General features: G+C 35.5%; 17 protein-coding genes. 13 read left to right on the top strand and 4 right to left on the bottom strand.

Annotated elements, in window-relative coordinates:
• Positions 1-76 precede the first annotated feature (76 nt).
• Positions 77-1,714 (bottom strand): peptide ABC transporter substrate-binding protein, encoded by a 1,638-nt coding sequence (locus CAR_RS10190; protein WP_013711651.1) that lies wholly within the window; start codon positions 1,712-1,714, stop codon positions 77-79.
• 242 nt (positions 1,715-1,956) lie between these two features.
• On the opposite strand from CAR_RS10190, the gene CAR_RS10185 reads away from it, so the two are divergent.
• From CAR_RS10185 to CAR_RS10155, 7 genes are all read left to right on the top strand, one after another.
• Complete coding sequence (locus CAR_RS10185; protein ID WP_013711650.1) at positions 1,957-2,460, top strand: general stress protein; 504 nt, start codon at positions 1,957-1,959, stop codon at positions 2,458-2,460.
• A 97-nt stretch (positions 2,461-2,557) separates the two neighbouring features.
• On the top strand, positions 2,558-3,064 hold the full coding sequence (locus CAR_RS10180) for a cysteine hydrolase family protein (protein WP_013711649.1): 507 nt from the start codon (positions 2,558-2,560) through the stop codon (positions 3,062-3,064).
• A gap of 174 nt (positions 3,065-3,238) precedes the next feature.
• Complete coding sequence (locus CAR_RS10175; protein ID WP_041556590.1) at positions 3,239-3,580, top strand: GNAT family N-acetyltransferase; 342 nt, start codon at positions 3,239-3,241, stop codon at positions 3,578-3,580.
• Between the two features lie 97 nt (positions 3,581-3,677).
• Positions 3,678-4,043 carry a DUF2512 family protein gene (locus CAR_RS10170; protein WP_013711647.1) on the top strand — a complete coding sequence of 122 codons (366 nt, stop codon included), beginning with the start codon at positions 3,678-3,680 and terminating at the stop codon, positions 4,041-4,043.
• Between the two features lie 226 nt (positions 4,044-4,269).
• A complete protein-coding gene (locus tag CAR_RS10165) occupies positions 4,270-5,187 on the top strand; it encodes an alpha/beta hydrolase (RefSeq protein WP_041556589.1) in 918 nt (305 codons plus the stop codon).
• Between the two features lie 37 nt (positions 5,188-5,224).
• A complete protein-coding gene (locus CAR_RS10160; protein ID WP_013711645.1) occupies positions 5,225-6,640 on the top strand; it encodes an alcohol acetyltransferase in 1,416 nt (471 codons plus the stop codon).
• Between the two features lie 5 nt (positions 6,641-6,645).
• On the top strand, positions 6,646-7,311 hold the full coding sequence (locus CAR_RS10155; RefSeq protein WP_013711644.1) for a DUF6320 domain-containing protein: 666 nt from the start codon (positions 6,646-6,648) through the stop codon (positions 7,309-7,311).
• 307 nt (positions 7,312-7,618) lie between these two features.
• Here CAR_RS10155 and spxA read toward each other — a convergent pair whose 3' ends face one another.
• A complete protein-coding gene (spxA, locus tag CAR_RS10150; RefSeq protein ID WP_013711643.1) occupies positions 7,619-8,023 on the bottom strand; it encodes a transcriptional regulator SpxA in 405 nt (134 codons plus the stop codon).
• Positions 8,024-8,292: 269 nt separating this feature from the next.
• Between spxA and CAR_RS10145 the strand changes: the two genes are divergently transcribed.
• Complete coding sequence (locus CAR_RS10145; protein ID WP_013711642.1) at positions 8,293-8,940, top strand: NAD(P)-dependent oxidoreductase; 648 nt, start codon at positions 8,293-8,295, stop codon at positions 8,938-8,940.
• Between the two features lie 71 nt (positions 8,941-9,011).
• Here CAR_RS10145 and CAR_RS10140 read toward each other — a convergent pair whose 3' ends face one another.
• Complete coding sequence (locus CAR_RS10140; protein ID WP_013711641.1) at positions 9,012-9,875, bottom strand: PPK2 family polyphosphate kinase; 864 nt, start codon at positions 9,873-9,875, stop codon at positions 9,012-9,014.
• 169 nt (positions 9,876-10,044) lie between these two features.
• On the opposite strand from CAR_RS10140, the gene CAR_RS10135 reads away from it, so the two are divergent.
• A complete protein-coding gene (locus CAR_RS10135) occupies positions 10,045-10,464 on the top strand; it encodes a pyridoxamine 5'-phosphate oxidase family protein (RefSeq protein WP_013711640.1) in 420 nt (139 codons plus the stop codon).
• Positions 10,465-10,517: 53 nt separating this feature from the next.
• Here CAR_RS10135 and helD read toward each other — a convergent pair whose 3' ends face one another.
• Positions 10,518-12,764, bottom strand: a complete 2,247-nt coding sequence (helD, locus tag CAR_RS10130) for an RNA polymerase recycling motor HelD (RefSeq protein WP_148229422.1) — start codon at positions 12,762-12,764, stop codon at positions 10,518-10,520.
• 644 nt (positions 12,765-13,408) lie between these two features.
• Between helD and CAR_RS10125 the strand changes: the two genes are divergently transcribed.
• From CAR_RS10125 to pepF, 4 genes are all read left to right on the top strand, one after another.
• On the top strand, positions 13,409-14,278 hold the full coding sequence (locus CAR_RS10125) for a manganese catalase family protein (protein ID WP_013711638.1): 870 nt from the start codon (positions 13,409-13,411) through the stop codon (positions 14,276-14,278).
• A gap of 435 nt (positions 14,279-14,713) precedes the next feature.
• Positions 14,714-16,384: a peptide ABC transporter substrate-binding protein gene (locus tag CAR_RS10120; RefSeq protein WP_013711637.1), complete on the top strand. Its 1,671-nt coding sequence runs from the start codon at positions 14,714-14,716 to the stop codon at positions 16,382-16,384.
• Between the two features lie 11 nt (positions 16,385-16,395).
• A complete protein-coding gene (gene pepT, locus CAR_RS10115; RefSeq protein ID WP_041556588.1) occupies positions 16,396-17,625 on the top strand; it encodes a peptidase T in 1,230 nt (409 codons plus the stop codon).
• Positions 17,626-17,772: 147 nt separating this feature from the next.
• Positions 17,773-19,584: an oligoendopeptidase F gene (gene pepF / locus CAR_RS10110; protein WP_013711635.1), complete on the top strand. Its 1,812-nt coding sequence runs from the start codon at positions 17,773-17,775 to the stop codon at positions 19,582-19,584.
• The last annotated feature ends 465 nt before the right edge of the window (positions 19,585-20,049 follow it).

The following is a 20,049-nucleotide window of genomic DNA, read 5'->3' as shown; positions in this document are numbered from 1 at the left end:
TGCAAAATTAGATAAGCAAAAACAACCCTGTTCTTTCTAAACAGGGTTGCTTTTGCTGGATTTCATTTAATTAGACTTATTTTATAGAATCAATAGATGCATATTTAAAACTTCGACTACCAAATACTGGACGATAGATATCTTTTACATAAGGCTTCTCAAGATAAGCTTCAGCTGTTTGGTAAACCGGAACATGAACATAATGTTCACCTAAAGCAACTTTTTCAATTTCGATCAGAGTGTTCCATCTTTCTAAGGCATCATCGTATTGTTGATTGCTTTGATCGATGAGTGCATCAATGTCTTCAAATGAATAATTTCCGCGATTAATATCTGTATCAAAACGTTCAACAAAATTAATAGGATCTGCAAAATCAGCTAACCAGTAAGAGGTTGCTATTTCGTAGTTGCCAGACTTAATATTGTCTAGTCTAGAGTTATCTGGCATTTGACGAATATCAATCGTTAAACCAGGTAAATTATTTTGCAATTCGCTTTGAAGAAATTCAGCTAATTTTTTACTGTCTTCAGAATCAGAAGTCGTCAATTCCAATGAAATACTCTCCGTACCTAATTCCTCTAAACCAGTTTGCCATGCTTCTTGAGCCGTTTCTACATTGTATTCCACGACATCTCCAGCGTCTTCGCGAAAATCAGCACCTGTCTCAGGATTTTTTGCTAAACCATTTGGAACATGGCCAAATGTTGGCTGAGAACCATTTAAGAGGACATTATCGGTAAAACCTTGACGATTGATGGCGTAAGTTAACGCCTTACGAATATTTTCATTCGCTAATTCAGGAACGGCATGATTCACTTCAATGTAGTTGATCCATGCTTTGCCATTCGTTTTGAAATCAGGATTTTCTGTATACTGAGCGACAAAATCACCAGATAAAGTGATAGAGTCTAGTTCGCCAGATTCATATAAATTAAGCCCTGTACCAACTTCTTTAACGACTTGAGTATTGATTTCATCTAATATAACAGTATCTTTATCCCAATAGTCATCATTTTTTAGATACTTCCAAGAATCACCTGAAGCAGCATCCCAATCAGCAAGTGTAAAAGGACCATTATAAATAGCATTTTCTGCAGTCAGACCATAGTTCTCGCCTTGTTCCATTACAAATGCTTCATTTTGTGGGAAATAAGAGGGAATCGTCAAAACATCAAGGAAATAAGGAACAGGTTTTTCCAATGTCACTTTTAATGTCTTATCATCAAGGGCTTCTACTCCTAGTTCATCAACAGATGTTTCACCGTTCAAAATACTTTCAGCATTGTTAATGATTCCAGAAAATAAGTAAGCATATCCAGAACCATTTTCAGGATCTACCATTCTTTTCCATGCAAAAACAAAATCATCAGCTGTAACTGGTGTTCCATTTGACCAATTAGCATCCTCACGAAGAGTGAAAGTATAGGTTAACCCGTCTCCAGATACTTCAGGCATGGTTGCTGCATTTCCAGGTACTAAATTTCCGTCTAAATCATAGGTGATCAAGCCTTCAAAAACATTGTTCATAGGTGTGAAATTGGTAGTAGATATCGTGGTATCCATCGTATCCATTTCGGAATCAGCAGCTAAATTTAGGATTTGCTGTTCTTCACCAGCATTTTCTGTATTTTCTTGTTCTGTATTTCCGCATGCACTTAACACTGCCAGGGAAGCAAGTGTTAAAAAACTAAGTTGTTTAACTGTTCTTTTCATATGACACACTCTTTTCCTTAAAAAGTATAGAGGAATATTTCTATACCAATTTGATTTTTTCTCTTTTATTGTATCATGTAAAGTCTTTTTTTGAGTAACAATTGCAACTAATTAATCATTGATCATTACAGCTGGATAAAAAGGGATAAGGTAAAGAATAAAGAAGCGTTATCTTTGGAAGCGTTTCTTTTGTTTGATATGATATAAGAAATATAAAAAAGACATGAAAGGTGTGAAAGTAAATGAAAAAAATTCAAGCAGCTTATCCTACAATTGAAGAAACAACTGCAAAAGTTGAACAATTGTTAAAAGAAGGCTACAGGTCAGATAATATTACCGTAGTGGCAAAAAAAGAAAAGATCGAAGCGATTAAAAGTCTAACTATAGCAGAGGTTGAATCGGTCACTACTGTAGAGGAATCAGCTTCTGTATGGGAAAAAGTAAAACAAGTTTTTTCAAATGAAGAGGACAGCCCACTTAAAAAGTATCACTTTAGTAAAAAACAAACAGAAGAATACACAAAGGCCATTAAAAATGGGGAATATGTAGTGATTATTGATGATGATACAGATCATGCGGATGAGAATAGAAAAAAACAGGCTATTCCTATTGCACCGACTGGAAATAATACGGCTTCAGGATTCGGATCAATTCCTATCATTCCAGGTGTTGGGGTGAACCCTGGAGCAGCAAAAGAGGATACAGAGAAGGATAATCTAGATGATCCCACTCTGCCACCAAGATAACTATACCCATGACTAGATGTTCAATTCTTTAAAATACCTAATGGAGTTACACAAATTGTGTGACTCTTTTGGTGTTCTATAAAAAGGAGGAAATCAAATGCTTTTTGTGATCGACATGCAAAATGATTTTGTAGATGAAGACAAAGGAATGCTTTCAGTTACAAATGCTGAAAAATTAGTACCAAAGATAATTAATAAAATACAAGAACAAGACGAAAAAGGGGAACCCGTTTATTACACGTTAAATCAACATGAATTAGAGGACGATGATCGATCCAATCAAGAAAAACAATGGGGTTTGGCATTATTTGGCCCGTTAAAAGAAGCCTTGAAAAAACATAAAGCCATTAAGAAAAAATTCCATTCTATTTCTCCTGAGGATGCAGCAGGATTAAGAAGCCAATATGAAGATGATCCAGATAGAGTCATTGAGTTTGTTGGTGTAGAAACGAATGTGTGTGTCTTATCAAATGCAATTATGCTGCATAATTCTTTTCCACTTGCGACTATAACAGTGTTTAAAGACTTATGTGCAGGTTCTACTGAGAAATTGCATAACGAAGCCTTAGACGTGTTGGAAAGTTTGAAAATCGAAATCCATTAATTGTAAAACGTTCAGTTAATGAGAGCAGAGCAACAAATGCAGCTTTCATTTAGAAGGAATTTATATAACGGTTAACTAGTAGTTCACTTTGTTGGGACACTGAACAGGTATGTGGTAATCTTTCCTAGTAACCAAAATAAGCGTGATTTACGTTGAAGGAGAGTAGGATATCTAGTGTTAGTTAAGTACAGGAACAGCCAAAATAAAATGGCTTTAGGTTTGCTATCACTGATGCTAAAAGAGCGTGAAGTACAACAACTCCAACAAATGATGCAACGCTATGAGCAGAACCCTGATATGGAAATGTATTTTTGGAAAGAAGAAGAGAAACACATTGGAATAATCGGTATTGAAGTCCAAGAAAAAGAATTTATTATTAAGCATGTGGCAGTTTTACCTACCTTTAGAGGAGAAGGTATTGGTAGGGCAATGATAAATGAGGTACAGAAATTGTATAGTGATCTTAAAATGACTACAACAGAAGAAACAGAATCTTTTGTTCAATCTCTGTATTAACTAGTGAGAAACGAAGTTATCTTTCTTAAACCAAGCAACACACTAGGTATTTATCTACTAATCGTCTTAGAAATAAAAAAATAAGGAGTGAAGGAAAATGAAACATGTAAAAGCTTTAGTAATAAAAGCTTTTATGATTTGGGCTATCTTATGGATAATATTGATGGGGATATATGATATTAGTTTTATGGATTCAACTATTGTTGGGGTTATCATTGTCGTTCTTCTTTATATTTTGGGAGACTTAGTTATCTTAAGGAAAATTGGGAACGTTGTGGCTACAATTGCAGACTCTGGAGCAGCAGCAGTCATTTTATGGATCTATCTTACTTCAATAGACTATACAACGGACTTATGGATGAAGGTGCTGATTCCTGCTATTTTAATTGGCGGAGGAGAATGGTTTTTCCATAAATGGTTATTAAAACAAGAAATTGTACCAGATGAAAGAAACATGAAATGAATTTTGCGATTTTATCGGAAGGTCTAGGACGAAAAATAGCCTAGATTTTCTTTTTATATAGTCAAATAAGTATTATAGCAGTCTTTGAATAGAAAAAAGTCGAATTTTCTTAATAGAACTTTGTATTCAGAAGGTATATATAGTTGAAAGGATAGTTTGGCTTGACAATCCTAATTGAATAACTCATGCTAAAATAAAAACAATCTGCAATGTGAAAGGAAAAACCATGAACCTATTCGTTCGATTGATATTAAAGGTCGTATCTTCGCCAAAAATCAATATGCAAGAAGATTATATCTGGGTAAGGAAAGCACAACAACTATTTTCAAAAAAACCTAAAAAAGACTATCGAATAATGGATAAGAAAATTTATTCAGAGGATCAATCACATGATATTCCAGTCCGCATATTTTACCCAAAGGAACCATTGAATGAAGATGTCCTAGTTTTTTTTCATGGAGGCGGTTGGGTAATAGGTGACATTGATACATATACGAGTGCTTGTATTAATATGGCTGATTTAACGGGAAGAGTCGTGTATTCCGTTGATTACCGTCTAGCGCCCGAATTTCCGTACCCATCAGGACTGGAAGATTGTTACCAAGTTGCAGAAACATTAATGGCTCAACTAGAATTAAGTGGTTTATTAGATGCATCACAAATTACATTGATTGGAGATTCAGCCGGAGGAAATTTGGTTGCAGCTGTTTCTTTATTATTGAGAGATAGAGGAAAAAAAACTCCGACTAAACAAATACTACTGTATCCCGTAACTTACTGGGACCATACCAAAAACTCGCCTTTTAAATCGATTCGTACGAATGGATATGAATATGGATTAACTTCAAAAAAAGTTCAGGAATACATGGAAATGTATGAACCTAATAAAGCTAACCGTAAAAATCCTTATATTGCACCGCTGATGGCAAAAGATTTAACTCACCAACCTAAAACCTTGATTATAACGGCTGAATTTGATCCTTTACGTGATGAAGGAGAGATGTATGGTATAGCTTTAAAGGAAGCTGGAAATGAGGTAGTCATCCAACGTATTGGAGGTGCTGTGCATGGATTTATTACTTATCCTAAAATTGCAGCCCCGGTGATAGCTACTTATCAAGCAATAAATGAATTTTTAAATTAATTTATTGAAGGTTTATTCAAATGAAAGGAGGAGAAAAATGAAAAGAACCAAAAGAAAAACATGGGTCCGCTTAGATAATGCGTCCAATATTTTTCTTGCAGCAATGACTGATTTTGATACAAAAGTTTTTCGTTTAAGTGCGACTATGGAAGATTCAATTGATCCAGAACTTTTGCAACAAGCTCTAGATAAGACGTTCGAATCTTATCTGCTGTACCATAGTGTACTGCGTAGAGGCGTATTTTGGTATTACTTAGAAGAAAGCAATCTTAAGCCACAAGTGATGTTAGACGAACAACCACCTTGTTCTCAATTGTATCACTATGATCGCAAAGAATTGTTATTTCGAGTAATCTATTATCAAAATCGAATTCATTTGGAAGTTTTTCATGCTTTATCAGATGGAACAGGAGCATTGTGGTTTTTTGAAGATTTACTGAGTGAATATGTTTTACTTCGGTATGCTCATCCATCTGCTGAACTAAATGAAGAAAATTCTCGTTCAATGCACCCTATCGAACAGATGGATACAGATAGTTTTGTTCAATATTTTCGCCATAAGGGCCAACGCAGTTACGCTGAAGCGACTCAATCTGCTATCCGAAAATTAACAGGAGCCAGCAAGACGGTTGGGAAATTTGCATTGCGTTATGGGAAAAAAGCTATTCAAAATCAAAATGAAACAGCACCCGAACAGAAAAATGCGAAGAAAAAGAAAGTTTATCAAGTGAAAGGCAAGAGAACCATTGATAACCGTACTCATGTTGTTGAGTTGGATATGCCAGTTCAACCTGTACTGGCATTAGCACATGAACAAGAGGCTTCACTTACTATTTATTTAACAGCATTATTTATTGAAGCAATTCGAAAAACAAATCCAGCTGTACAAAATGGAATGACGATAGCGGTATCGGTTCCAGTCAATTTAAGGCAATTTTATTATTCAAACTCTGCACGGAATTTTTTTAGCACTACGCGATTGGAATACACATATGATCCGTCAGAGGAAACAACTTTAGCTATTATTTGCAGAACGCTTAAAGAACAGCTTCAACAACAGCTTAGTCCAGACAGTTTAGAAAAACGATTGAACAACTTGATAGCCTATGAGTTTAATCCCTTCACGAGAGTAATTATCCGTCCTATTAAGGATGTTGTTTTAAAAGTGATCAATTATTTTAATAATCGAGGATTGACATTTGCGATGTCTAACTTAGGTAAGGTACATTTGCCTCAAGGTATTGATGAAAAAGTTCACCAATTTTATTTTCAAACATCTGCTGTCAGACCGCAGTTTTGTGTCATTAGTCACCACGAACATTTATCAATCTGCTTAAATTCACCATTTATTGAAACAACCATAACTAAACAATTTGTTAGAGATCTAACGGCTCTTGGAATACCAGTCACCATATCAGCCAACAAGATAAGTGAGATTAATAGTGAGGAGTGAAAAATATGAGTTATTGCCAACATTGTCAGGTAACAGTTAACGGCGATTGGTTAACTTGTCCACTTTGTCATCAGCCATTAGAAAAATCTTCAGACACTCCTGTACCAAATCCTTATCCAGATATCCCATTACGTTTTAACAAAGAACAAGTTATCCGGATATTGATGATTATTTCTCTTGCGACTATCAGTATTTCATTGATTATTGAATTGTTCTGGTTGCATTCAGCCAAGGGTCTAAACATCATTTCATTTGGTATTGTAAGCATGTGGTTGGTTTTATTGATCATTATTCGTAAGCGACGAAATATTGCTAAAAGCATTGTTTATTTGATTATTTCTTTATCCTTACTAAGTATTTATTGGGATTACGTAGGCGGTTGGTCAGCTTGGTCAACGACTCATGCGGTGCCAATGATTTGCATATTTGCACTTGTTGCTATGTATATTGCAGTCCGATTAGTGAAAATAGAAGTTGGAGATTACATTTTATATTTGCTATGTGCTGCCTTAATAGGTTTTATACCAGCCATATTTCTTTTTTTTAATTGGGTAACCACTCCTTTACCATCATGGCTATCTATTGGATTTAGTACAATAATGCTAGTTATAACGATTATTTTTTATCGAGTAGAGGTTTTGAAAGAATTGGAAAAAAGAATGATGATTTAAATAGTGCATTCTGGTAGTGGAATAAGTTTTTACAGAAAGATACTTCAAAAAGAACACTACTGGAGAAGCACCATATGGCGGAAAATTCATTTATAAAGATATGCCAGAAGTAATGGGTAAAAAAACTGTTTTAAATTAGCTCCGCTTAGCTTGCACAACACTATTGAGTTAGATAAATAAAAGTAATAAAAAACTAGATCATTGACGTTAGTTACAAGACGTCAATGATCTAGTTTTTTGTATATGTTTAAAATAGTCTTGTACAAGAATAAGTAAGGGGGCTTTTCTTGCTAAGTAAAAGTTTATTTTAAGATATATGAGAAAGTTGTTTTTGCATTTCTAATAAATCAATACGACGCACTTCTCTTGGTAAAAAACGACGGATATCATCATCGTTGAAACCAATTTGCAATCTTTTTTCGTCAATCAAGATAGGTCGGCGAATCAGACTTGGTTCTTCTTGAATCAATTCCAATACTTCAGATAAAGAAAATTCATCTATCGGCACATTTAAATTTTGGAAGGCTTGTGAACGGTATGAGATAATATCTTCTGTTCCATTTTCTGTCAGACGTAGAATTGCTTTCAGTTCTGAAATAGTTAAACTTTCGTTGAAAATATTTTTTTCAATAAAAGGTAGGTTATTTTCTTCTAACCATGATTTTGCTTTACGACATGAAGCTGAGCTAGGTGTTGTATATAACGTAATCATTTTTTCACTCTCCTGTTTATAATTAAACTAATTTATAAGTGCTTAACGAAACTGAAATTCGTTTACAAGTAGTATATTACTATGAATGTGTACGAAATGCAACACTATTTGTCACATGTTGTTCACAACTTCGTGACAAATAGACGTAATTTTTGTAAAGGCTGTAATGAAATTGTAAAAATAAAATCTGAGACGAGAAATTTTGATTAAAAAGCGCTGTATGTTAATCTGATAAAAAGAATGCAACAAAACTAAAGGGGGTCATTGAAATGAAAGTCGCCGTTATTGGAGCAACAGGAAGAGCAGGCAGCTTAATTGCTAAAGAAGCAAAAGATAGAGGCCATAAGGTAACGGCCATTGTAAGAAATGCGGAAAAAATGGCCGATAAAGATATAAGGGTAGTAGAAAAAGCTTTTTTTACACTAAACTCAGAAGATATAAAAAAATATGATGTGATTGTAAATGCTTTTGGCACAGGAATGGAACAAGAAGAAGCTGTCAAACATGTACAATTTGGTAAAATTTTAATCGAAGCCTTAAAAGAAGCACCTGATGCAAGATTGATTGTTGTAGGTGGAGCAGGCAGTTTGTATCTGAATGAAGATAAAACACTACGAGTAATGGATACGCCAGATTTACCGACATTTTTTCAGCCTACAGCGATTAACCAAGCAAAAAACTTGGAGGATCTAGAACAAGCTGCTGGTATAAAATGGACTTTCGTCAGTCCAGCACTAGATTTTGATGCGACAGGAAAACGAACGGGTACTTATCAAACTGGTACAGATCAAGTGATCGTTAATTCAAAAAATCAAAGTTATATTAGTTATGCTGATTTTGCTATTGCTATCGTAGATGAAATCGAACAAGCAACGCACATTAATGAACGCTTTACAGTAGTATCCGAATCTGAATAATAGAGAAATAAAAGGAACCTAATGGGCAGTCAGCTCAAAAGGTTCCTTTTATTTGTTACTGTCGTTATCGGTTAGTCATTTTCGAGCAACTCAATACTTTCATCAAGTTTTTGACGGTCTTCTCCAGAAATTTCTGGAAATTGAGGGTCAAGATTTTCGAGTACATTTATCATTACTTCGCTAATGATGTAGCGTGCGTACCAATCGTCATCAGCTGGTAAGATATACCATGGCGCATAATCTGTGGAAGTATTGTTCAACATATCTTCGAATACTTCTTGATAGGTATCCCAATGTTTTCTTTCTTCGATATCACTAAATGAAAATTCCCAGTTCTTTTTAGGATCTTTCATTCTTTCTAGTAGGCGACCCTTTTGTACATCTTTTGAAACATTGAAGAAGAATTTAATGACTGGAAACCCATTTTCTGTCATATATCGTTCAAAGTCGTTTAATTGACGGAAGCGAACTTTCCAAATGTCTTCATCGATCAAGTAATCGGGAAGGGGATCCTTATTCAATACATCGTGAATCCGTGGTGCGATAACTTCTTCATAGTAGGAACGATTTAAAATACTGATTTCTCCTCTTGAAGGTTTTCCTTCATGAATTCTCCAAAGGTAATCATGCTTAACTTCTGTTTCAGAGGGTTTTTTTACTGAAGTAGTCTTCAATCCTTGAGCAGTTAAATTAGAAAAAATAAAACTGATGGCTTCGTCTTTACCGCCAGCATCAATTGCTTGCAGAACGACCATAATGCCTTTTTCTTCTTCTGCATGAAGTTTCAAATGAAGATCTTGTAGTTTTTTTATACTTTCTGGAATCCGTTTATTTTTTAATTCTTCTTCACTGAAACGGTTATTGTCAGTTGTAGGATAATCTGCTAACTTAATGGGTGTTTGTTTTGAGGTGATGCGGTATTTTGAAATATCCATCCTAAGTTCCTCCTATTAAAGTATGATTCTTTATTTACTATCTTTCTGAGGTAAGTATGTCACATTTAGAAAATAGTGTAAAAGAATAGGCTTTAATGTAGATGAAATCGTATTCTTTGAATAAGGGCATGTGATATGACATAATAATTTAAAATGGAGGGATGCAATTATGGCTGATGAACGTGATAAAGCTTTAAAAATTATTGAAAAGAATAAAGTTGGAACAATGTCTACTGTCTCAGATGATAAACCAGTATCTCGTTACATGACTTTTTTTAATGAAGGATTTATTCTCCACACAATAACCGATAAACGGACACATAAAGTAGACGATTTAGAAAAGAATCCTCATGTATTTATTTTATTAGGGTATGACACAGGATTATTAAACAAAAACTATGTTGAGATAGCAGGTCAAGCTACGATTACTGAAGATCAATCACTGATTGAACACCTTTGGAGTCCGTATATGAATCTTATTTTTGATGGAAAAGATGATCCAAACATTGTAGTCTTAAAAATTCAACCCGATACAGTCACTCTAAGAGGTACAAAAGATACTGAAGTCATTTCAATTGATTTAAATTAAAAATTAAAAAAATGAGACCACCAAGCATTGTGCTTAGTGGTCTCATTTTTTATTTAGTTCAAATCAGCTAGGTGGTAATCAGCTGATTCAAGTCGATTAACTAATGGATCTTGAAGACTAGGAGCCATAACATATAACTCATGCATAGCTCGACTGCAAATGGTGTAAGCAGTAGATAAATTAGTAGTGGGAGAATGATTTGGGTAATGGAAAAGTGCAAAAGCAACATCAAATTCTAACCCTTTAGCTAATTGTACAGGGATGACAATAACTGAATGATGAGTGCTATCTGTATCTTTTAGTACTAAACTACTCTCAATCCCAGCAGTTGTTAACTCTTCATGGAAACGTTCAGCTTCGGCGTAATTTTTGCTGATAAAAGATGTACGCAAGCCATTTATTTGGCTACTAGAAACTTTTTCTTTTATATAATCCCAATAATGCTCGTTGTTAGCTGTTAAAATCAATTCTGGTTTTTTTCCTTCACGAAAAGGCGACTCAGCAGCAGCTTTTCCTTCTAAAAAGCGATTCGCGAATTGAGTGATCTCATTTGTAGAACGGTAACTCGTTAACAACTGATAGCGTTGAAAAGAGTTTCCAGTGAATATAGTATCTAAATCGTTAAAAGAGATTCTTTTCATCAAAATATTTTGATTTAAGTCACCACTCATAACAAAATTGGCCGTTGGATAAAAATCTTTCAGCATCTGCAATTGGAAAGGAGAGAAATCTTGTACTTCATCTAGGCAAATATACTTGAATTTAGTGGTACTGATGGGACCGTGCATCAATTGGAATAAGCTATAAAAAGCATCTATGTCTTCCAACACCATTTTTTTATGGGCCATGTTCGTTACAACTTGTTGGATGTGTTCTGACCACATCTCTTCATCAATTGAAAATTCGCTTAAAGAAAGCAATTTAGGTACTGCTTTTAAGAAGTGAATGTATTGATGTTGGTAACGAATAAAAGTTAATTTTTTAATTCTTTTAATAACTGGTGAGTAAGCCGCTTCAATAATTGAATCAATCAATGTTTCTTCAGCTTTTTGCTCATTTTTCGATTCACTTTCGTGCTGACGCAACTCACTGTCCGACATGGAAAGCATCGCATTTTCGACCCATTTAGCGGTTCGTTGTGTTCTTTTGAGGTGTTCTATTTTTTGTAACAATTGTGTTTGAAGAAGTCCTAATTTGCTGGCTAAAGTACCTTTGCTTTCAATACGATAAAAGAGTTCTTTGATCTCCTCTTTTGAAATAAGGATCTCACCTTGAAAAGATAGAGAAGCAAAACGCATGTAGTTCATCTTCAATTGATTTGTATATTGTTTTAAAGCCTCTGAAAACTGAAGACTTCCTTTTAGTAAAGTTACTTTAGATAATTCTTCATCCTGATTAGAAATAAGGGTAAAATTGGGGATTTTTTGATTCATGAATTCAGGGAAAGTGTAACTAGTAACGTTCATTTCGCCCAATTCTGGCAATACTTGTGAAATATACGTTTGGAAAATTTTATTGGGTGAGAACAAGATAATTTCAGATGCTTTTAATTGATTTCTGAAAGTATAAAGCAGATAAGCAATTTTTTGCATCAATACAACGGTCTTTCCAGATCCAGCAACACCTTCGATTAAAGTGATTTTAGCAGAAATATCTCGAACGATTTGATTTTGTTCTTTTTGAAGCGTTGAAATAACAGCTCCCATTTGATAAGAGGATCGGTCCTCTAAGGCTTCAAGTAAGTATGGATCGCCCATCACGTTATCTGTATCCAACATTTGAATGATTTTTGCTTTACGAATTAAAAATTGACGTTTCAACTCAATCAAAAGAGCTAATTGTTGTTCTCCAATTTTCAATGGAATCGTGTCGCCTACATTGCCTTCATAATAGAGCGAAGCAATAGGTGAACGCCAATCGACAACTAAATGATCGTACTCATCAAAGACAGAACTGATACCAATATAAATAGTTTCTTGGCCGAATTCGTCTTCATAATCAATTCGTCCAAAGTAAGGGTCGTCTACCATTTTTTCTAAAGCTACGACTCGATTTTGGTTTTTTAACAATGTTTTACTACGGATCATTAAATCTTGTTCAACTGCCCGTAATTCTCCAGCTGATTCCCACATGCTTTCACTTGAGCCTTGGTTGATCTTAATTTCACCGGATTCTTTTAAACGTTTTTTTTGTTCAGCACTGTCTTGTTCAACTGTTTTTTTTAATTGCTCCAATTCAAGTTGAATCTTTTCAACAACGGTATAGACACGTTGCTGTTCCATAGATTGGCTATCTTTCAATGAAAAAAACTCCTTTCAAAAACTGAAAAAATAAAGAATAATTTATTCAACTCATTTTTAACGCAACTAGCAGTATACCACCCAATAAGTTTGATTGCTATAAGCGGTTTTGATTCTGTTCTAAAGTATACGAAAGACTATACACTATTTAATGGAGACAGTCATTTATGTGAGCGTAAAAATAATTTTTGTCCAGAAATTTTTGAAAGACTAGTGATCTAATAGGTTTAGAAATTAAAAGAAAAACTTAGAAAGGATGACTAGAGTGATGAAAGAAAGGCGATTATGGAAAAGTGGATTAGTAACATCAGGATTAGAGTATCACTGTATGGAGTTAAATCACCATCATGGTCTTGTAAATGACCGTAGTTACAAGCATTGAATTTAGCAAGGATGAAAAATCGTGATTTTTTACTTGATATTTCTCCTTGCAAGCCGTTTAGTTCATGAAATCTTTTTAATATGAATCGTTATTTATCCAGCTAATCTTTTATGCTTTCAAGCAGCACTAAAATAGAATTATCAACTATTTATAAAAAAAGTAAGACTTGAGCAGTTTTTTTGTAAACGCTATATAAATGTGTTACGTTATTTGTGAACTTAACAGTTCATTACTAAAAAACTTTTTGGAAAGAGGGAAATTTATGTTCAAGCACACGAAAATTTTACAGTATAACGCTCTACCTGATAAACCAGATGCTTTAATGGCACGTCGGTTGCAAGAAAATCTTGGTGGGCACTGGGGTGAAATGACCGGAATGGCTGCATATTTATTCCAAGGTTGGAATACAAGTACTCCTGGAAACGAAAAGTACAAAGACTTGTTATTAGATACGGGAACAGAAGAGATTGGACACATTGAAATGCTCGCAACGATGATTGCTCATCTTCTGGATGATGCCCCTTTAAATATCCAAGAGAACGTTTATAACAGTGGAGATCCTGCCATTGCCGCAGTAATGGGAGGTATGAATCCACAACATGCTATTGTAAATGGTTTAGGTGCTAGTCTTCAAGATGCCAATGGCAATCCTTGGACAGCTGCATATATGGAGTCAAGTGGAAACTTGCTAGCTGATATGCGTTACAATATTACTCGTGAATCTATGGGACGACTGCAAGTTACTCGTCAATACCATATGACAGAGGATAAAGGAGTTCGCGATATGTTGAGCTTCTTAATGGCGCGTGAGACTCAACACCAACTGCAATTTATGCAAGCAGCGAAAGAATTGGAAGAGAAATATGGTGTAGTAGTTCCTCATGGCACAGCTGATTTACAACATTCGGAATTCAGCCATACACTTTACAATTTCTCTGAAGGTGACGAGTCTAGAGAAATTGTTGAAGGAAAGACTGCCAGAGATGGACAACCGTTCAAGTATGAAGAAGGAAAAGCCATGGCTGAAAAACCTTTTAGTAACCCAAGACCTACAGAATTGAGAAATACGGATGTTGACCAAATAATCAAAGATGGAAGAAAAATTATCGAAAATGATCCTGAGTTAAAATAATTAAATAGAATTTTTCAAGAGACTGGGAAACAGATGCTGACCCCCAAAAGTTAGAGTGAAATCTAAACTTTTTGGGGTCATTTTTATATTATTCATTTATATTAATTACAATTTATCAGAATTATACAAATAAATAAATTACCAATCAAAAGGACTCTATCGCTTAAAAGCCGTAGAATCTTTTTTTATACGATTTAGTTATATGGCTCATGAATTGTATTCTTTTCTGGATATTTTTAAGCTCCTCTATCCAACTTTTATTTACTTGAGACGTTTCTATATTGGGAGACTGAGGAATCATCCCCTGATAGTTACAATTTAATTTGATTAGCTAGCCCTGTTACAAATGATTATGAATAATAAATGATAAAAAGGTTAAAAATAAATGTGTATTGTGTTAAGATAAGCATACTTTAAATTTTTGGGGGTATAGTCATGAAAAGAAGGAAAATAGGCGTATTATCTGTAGCACTTACACTAACCACTGCACTAACTGCAGCTTGTGGAGGAGCTAATGGTGATGCAAAGTCAACGAGTTCAGGTGAATCAAGCAATGGGGAGAACCTTGCAGCAGATCAAAGTATCTCTGTGGGAGTATTAAATGAATTATCCACTGGCGATACATTGTTGGTATCGGATATCGGAACGAATACGGCAATGAATCAATACTTAGAAGGGCTCTATCGATTAGATGAAAATAACCAACCGATTCCAGCTCTTGCCGAAGAAACAATAGTATCGGAAGATGGTTTGACCTATACCTTTAAACTTAAAGAAGATGCCACATGGTCAAATGGAGAACCGGTTACGGCTCATGACTTTGTGTACGCTTGGAGACAAGCTGTCAATCCTGAAAAGGCTGCTCCATATTCTTATATGTTTACTTCTGTGGTAAATGCCGAAGAAATCATTAATGGAGAAATGACACCTGATGAACTAGGTGTAGAAGCGGTCGGAGACTATGAATTTAAGGTTCAGTTAAATGTACCGGTCTCTTATTTCTTAGGTGAAATGGCCTTTATGCCTTTCTTCCCTCAAAATCAAACATTTGTAGAAGAAATGGGTTCGGACTATGGGACAAGCAGCGACACAACACTTTCAAATGGGCCTTTTATTTTAACTGGATGGGATGGAACGAATCAAGCTTGGAGTTATGAAAAAAATGAAGATTACTGGGATGCAGAAAATATCACTTTAGAGAGCATCGATATTCAAGTGATCAAAGAGGTTTCAACAGCGCTGAATCTATTTGAGTCTGGTGGGTTAGACGATGCCATTCTTTCAGGTGAAATTGCTAAACAATATGTAGATCATGAAGCTTATGTAGTTGAACCAGAAGCTCGGACAAATTTTCTGCAATTTAATTACACTGATGTACCAATGCTTTCTAATGCAAAATTGAGAGAAGCTTTCTCTTTGGTACTAAACCGTGAAGAATTAGCAAATACGATCTTAGGAAATGGTTCACTTCCAGCAAAGGCACTTGTTCCACATGATTTTGTCACAAACCCTGTTACTGGAAATGATTTTGCAGACGATGCAGGAGATTTTTTGACCTATGATAAAGAAAAAGCCAAACAACTTTATGAAGAAGCAAAAGAAGAATTAGGGACAGCTACGATTGAAATTGCATTGGTTGCAGATGATGATGAAACAAGCAAGCTTGTAGGACAATATGTTCAGGGGGAACTACAAAATAACTTTGAAGGGTTAACCATTAATCTAACAAACGTACCGAAGAATAACCGAATTGAAAAAGGGCAATCTGGTGATTTTGATATGATTCTAGGCGGTTGGGGTGCCATTTTGCCAGATGCTATCAACTTGTTGGATATTATGAATAGCGAAACGACTTTCAACAATGGACCATATAAAAATGAAGAAGTCGATCAATTGTTAAATGATGCAGAAACAGTCAATGCGAATGATCCAGAAATCCGTTGGCAAAATATGTTGGATGCTCAAGGTCTTATGTTAGATGAAAAAGGGTTCATTCCTTTATACCATACAGCAGAAGTGCATTTGCGCAATCCAAAATTAAAAGGTGTTGAAGTTCATTCTGTAAGTTCACGTTATGATTACCGCAATGCTTATATTGAAGAATAGGAGAATAAAAAATGAATGAACGCTTACTCGAACGATTCGTCAAATATGCTAAAGTCAATACACGGTCTGATATGAATAGTCAGACCGTTCCAACCACCTATTCACAAGTTGAATTTGCTTTAAAATTAGCTGAAGAATTGCAAGAAATAGGATTGGAAGAAGTCGAATTTAACGAAAAAAATGGATTTGTAACAGCCACATTGTCGAGTAATTTGCCGCATGAAGTTCCAACTATTGGATTTATTGCTCATATCGATACGGCCGATTTTAATGCAGAAAATATTCAACCACAAGTCCACACGAATTATGATGGCCAAGATATTTTGCTTAATGAAAAATTAGGTATTGTCATGTCCACAACTGAATTCCCACAACTAGCGAATTATGTGGGGAAAACCGTGATCACAACAGATGGAACAACCTTATTGGGAGCAGATGATAAAGCGGGAATGGCTTCTATCGTTACAGCGTTGGAAGAATTTATCCAGCATCCAGAACTTCCGCATGGAAAAATACGGGTTGCTTTTGGACCAGATGAAGAAATTGGCCGAGGTGCATTGCTATTTGATGTCGCCCATTTTCAAGCTGATTTTGCTTACACATTAGATAGCGGAGTAGTTGGGAAATTCGAATACGAAACGTTTAATGCAGCTCAAGCAGAACTGACAATTAAAGGAACAAGCGTGCATCCTGGAACAGCTAAAGACAGTATGGTTAATGCGTTATTAGTTGCTGCTCAATTTGCCACAGCGTTGCCACAAGAAGAAGTACCTGAAAAAACAGAAGGGTATCAAGGGTTCTACATGCTTTCAAGTCAAGTGGGAACAATTGATGAAGTCAAAGCAACTTACATTATTCGGGATCATGATAAGATAACTTTTGAAAAACGGAAACAGCACTTCATATCATTGGTTGATCAGTTCAATGAAAAATTTGATCAACCACGTATTGACTTGAAGTTATACGATCAGTATTACAATATGCGCGATATTATTGAAAATGACTTATCTATAGTAGAGTTAGCTTTAGATGCCTATAAATCATTGGGCATTGAACCAGATGTAAAAGCTTTTAGAGGTGGGACAGATGGCAGTATTATTACCTATAAAGGATTGCCAACTCCAAATATCTTTACTGGAGCTGAAAATTTACACGGTAAGTATGAGTTTGTTTCGTTAGAAGGTATGGAGCAAGCTGCTCAAGTTGTCATTGAGATTGCTCGGATGAACGCAGAAAAGTAAAGGATACACAAAATCAGACTCAGCACTACTGGGTCTTTTTTGTCTAGGGTAAATAAATTTGGCAACCGATAAATGAGTAGTGTTATACTAGATGGGTAATTCTAATAAACGAAGTAAATAAAGTATTGGATAAAGGAGCGCGATAAAATGGCACAAGAAGAATTGAAAAATAGAGCAGATGTCTCTGAAGCATTAACCTGGGATCTTACGGGTTTATACCCAACGAAAGAAGCATTCGAAACAGCAGTAGCAGAACTGAAAGCAGCTGTTGCACAGTTCAGCACAACGTATGAAGGTAAATTAACAAATGCCCAAACTATCCGTGCGGCTTTAAAAGAATATGAATCTATTATGCAGACAGCTGACTGGACGAACCATTATGCCTTTTTGCCAGCCACAACTGATTTAACAAATCCCGCAAATACTGAGTTATCTCGTTCAATGGACAATGTGTTAGCAGAAGTAGGCGCACAGTTATCTTTTTTTGATTCAGAATTAAAAGCAGCAGATACAGCTGTTTTAGACCAAGTCGAAACAGAAGAGCCACAATTTGCTTCTTTTATCCGTCACATTAAAGAAGATAAATCGATTCAGCTGGACCCGAAAGTTGAAAAAGCACTAGCTCAACTTTCGCCTGTTCTTGGAGCGCCTGAAGCCATTTATGAGCAAGCTCGTTTGGCGGATATGGATTTTGGAACATTTAGTGTAGCAGGAAAAGATTACCCATTAAGTTTTGTTTTGTACGAAGATCATTATATGTACCATGCGGATACAGCTATTCGACGTGCTGCATTTGACCAGTTTTCAGCAGTCCTGAGTGATTATCAAAATGTTGTGGCAGCTGCTTATTACACACAAGTGCAAAAAGAAAAAACGATTGCTACGATGCGTGGTTTCGATTCTGTCATCGACTATCTTTTGTACGACCAAGAAGTCGATCGTGAATTATACAATCGTCAAATCGATCGCATTATGAATGATCTAGCTCCAGTTATGCAAAAATACATTACCCACGTTAAAGAAATTAATGGGCTGGACAAGATGACTTACGCCGACTTAAAAATTGATTTAGATGCTGATTATTCGTCAACGATTACAGTGGAACAGTCAAAAGAAGTTGTGGCAGATGCCTTGAGTGTCCTAGGAAAAGATTATGTTGACCGTGTTATGAAAGCTTATCCAGAACGCTGGGTAGACTTTGTTCAAAATAAAGGGAAATCAACTGGAGGATTCTGCACGTCTCCATATGGCAAACACCCTTATATCTTGATGTCATGGAATAATCAACTATCAGATGTGTACACGTTCATCCATGAAATAGGACATGCTGGACAAGGAATCCTTTCTGCTGAAAATAACAGTATTTTGGGGGCAGAACCGTCTCTTTATTTGATAGAAGCGCCATCGACATTCAATGAATTATTGTTGACTGAATCGTTACAACGCAAAAGCGAAGATCCGCGTGAAAAACGTTATGCTTTATCAAATATGATCTCAAACACTTACTTCCATAACTTTATCACTCATTTATTGGAAGCCGCTTATCAACGTGAAGTTTATCAATTGATCGATGAAGGGAAAAGTTTTGATGCAGCTAAATTAAGCGACATCAAACGCTCTGTATTGAACCAATTCTGGGGAGATGCTGTTGAGATCAATCAAGGGGCAGAATTAACCTGGATGCGTCAAAGCCATTACTACATGGGACTGTATTCATACACCTATTCTGCAGGGTTAACGATTGCAACTCAAGTATTCTTACGGATTAAAGAAGAAGGACAGCCAGCTGTAAAAGAGTGGTTAGAATTTTTAGCTCTTGGAGATCAGTATCGTCCAGCGCCAGCTGCTAAAATGGCAGGTGTAGACATCACTACTGATAAGCCTTTATCAGATACGATTCAATATTTAGATGAATCTGTGGATACGATTATTGCCTTGAGTAAAGAAATAACCATTTAAAGACAGCTAAGGGAAATGCTTAGCCTAAAACTCATTCTTAATTTTGATGATCTCTTCATCAGGATTAAGAATGAGTTTTTTTATCTATTTTGTTTGCAAATTGGTGCCACTCTACTGAGGAATGACCGTTAGCGGAAGAGTGGAGTAGAAAAAAGGTGTCACTTGTCCATGAAACGCCTCTTCATGGATGAGTGACACCAAAAAAGACCGTCACTTTTCCATCAAAGTAGGTTTCATGGAAGAGTGAAGCTAGAAAAGGAGCGTACTTGTCCATGAAAAGATAAACTAAATAAAAAAAGCCTTTGCTATTAACGCAAAGGCTTGAAAAGGGGGTATAACTATTTATTTATGGGGGTAAATAAATAGAAGAGAAAAGAAAAGGTTTAAAGGTTTGGTATGTCTATAGTATAACTATTGGATGTGAAAAAATAATGCTCTTTTCGTCTTATTTTATGATGACGAATG

The sequence above is a fragment of the Carnobacterium sp. 17-4 genome, assembly GCF_000195575.1.
Classification (GTDB): Bacteria; Bacillota; Bacilli; order Lactobacillales; family Carnobacteriaceae; genus Carnobacterium_B.
This window is presented reverse-complemented; position numbering and strand designations above follow the sequence as displayed.

What these genes read in the sequence shown, in the direction of transcription:
- CAR_RS10190 (WP_013711651.1), bottom strand. Translation starts at nt 1,714, where the DNA reads ATGAAAAGAACAGTTAAACAACTTAGTTTTTTAACACTTGCTTCCCTG.
- CAR_RS10185 (WP_013711650.1), top strand. Translation starts at nt 1,957, where the DNA reads ATGAAAAAAATTCAAGCAGCTTATCCTACAATTGAAGAAACAACTGCA.
- CAR_RS10180 (WP_013711649.1), top strand. Translation starts at nt 2,558, where the DNA reads ATGCTTTTTGTGATCGACATGCAAAATGATTTTGTAGATGAAGACAAA.
- CAR_RS10170 (WP_013711647.1), top strand. Translation starts at nt 3,678, where the DNA reads ATGAAACATGTAAAAGCTTTAGTAATAAAAGCTTTTATGATTTGGGCT.
- CAR_RS10165 (WP_041556589.1), top strand. Translation starts at nt 4,270, where the DNA reads ATGAACCTATTCGTTCGATTGATATTAAAGGTCGTATCTTCGCCAAAA.
- CAR_RS10160 (WP_013711645.1), top strand. Translation starts at nt 5,225, where the DNA reads ATGAAAAGAACCAAAAGAAAAACATGGGTCCGCTTAGATAATGCGTCC.
- CAR_RS10155 (WP_013711644.1), top strand. Translation starts at nt 6,646, where the DNA reads ATGAGTTATTGCCAACATTGTCAGGTAACAGTTAACGGCGATTGGTTA.
- spxA (WP_013711643.1), bottom strand. Translation starts at nt 8,023, where the DNA reads ATGATTACGTTATATACAACACCTAGCTCAGCTTCATGTCGTAAAGCA.
- CAR_RS10145 (WP_013711642.1), top strand. Translation starts at nt 8,293, where the DNA reads ATGAAAGTCGCCGTTATTGGAGCAACAGGAAGAGCAGGCAGCTTAATT.
- CAR_RS10140 (WP_013711641.1), bottom strand. Translation starts at nt 9,875, where the DNA reads ATGGATATTTCAAAATACCGCATCACCTCAAAACAAACACCCATTAAG.
- CAR_RS10135 (WP_013711640.1), top strand. Translation starts at nt 10,045, where the DNA reads ATGGCTGATGAACGTGATAAAGCTTTAAAAATTATTGAAAAGAATAAA.
- CAR_RS10125 (WP_013711638.1), top strand. Translation starts at nt 13,409, where the DNA reads ATGTTCAAGCACACGAAAATTTTACAGTATAACGCTCTACCTGATAAA.
- CAR_RS10120 (WP_013711637.1), top strand. Translation starts at nt 14,714, where the DNA reads ATGAAAAGAAGGAAAATAGGCGTATTATCTGTAGCACTTACACTAACC.
- pepT (WP_041556588.1), top strand. Translation starts at nt 16,396, where the DNA reads ATGAATGAACGCTTACTCGAACGATTCGTCAAATATGCTAAAGTCAAT.
- pepF (WP_013711635.1), top strand. Translation starts at nt 17,773, where the DNA reads ATGGCACAAGAAGAATTGAAAAATAGAGCAGATGTCTCTGAAGCATTA.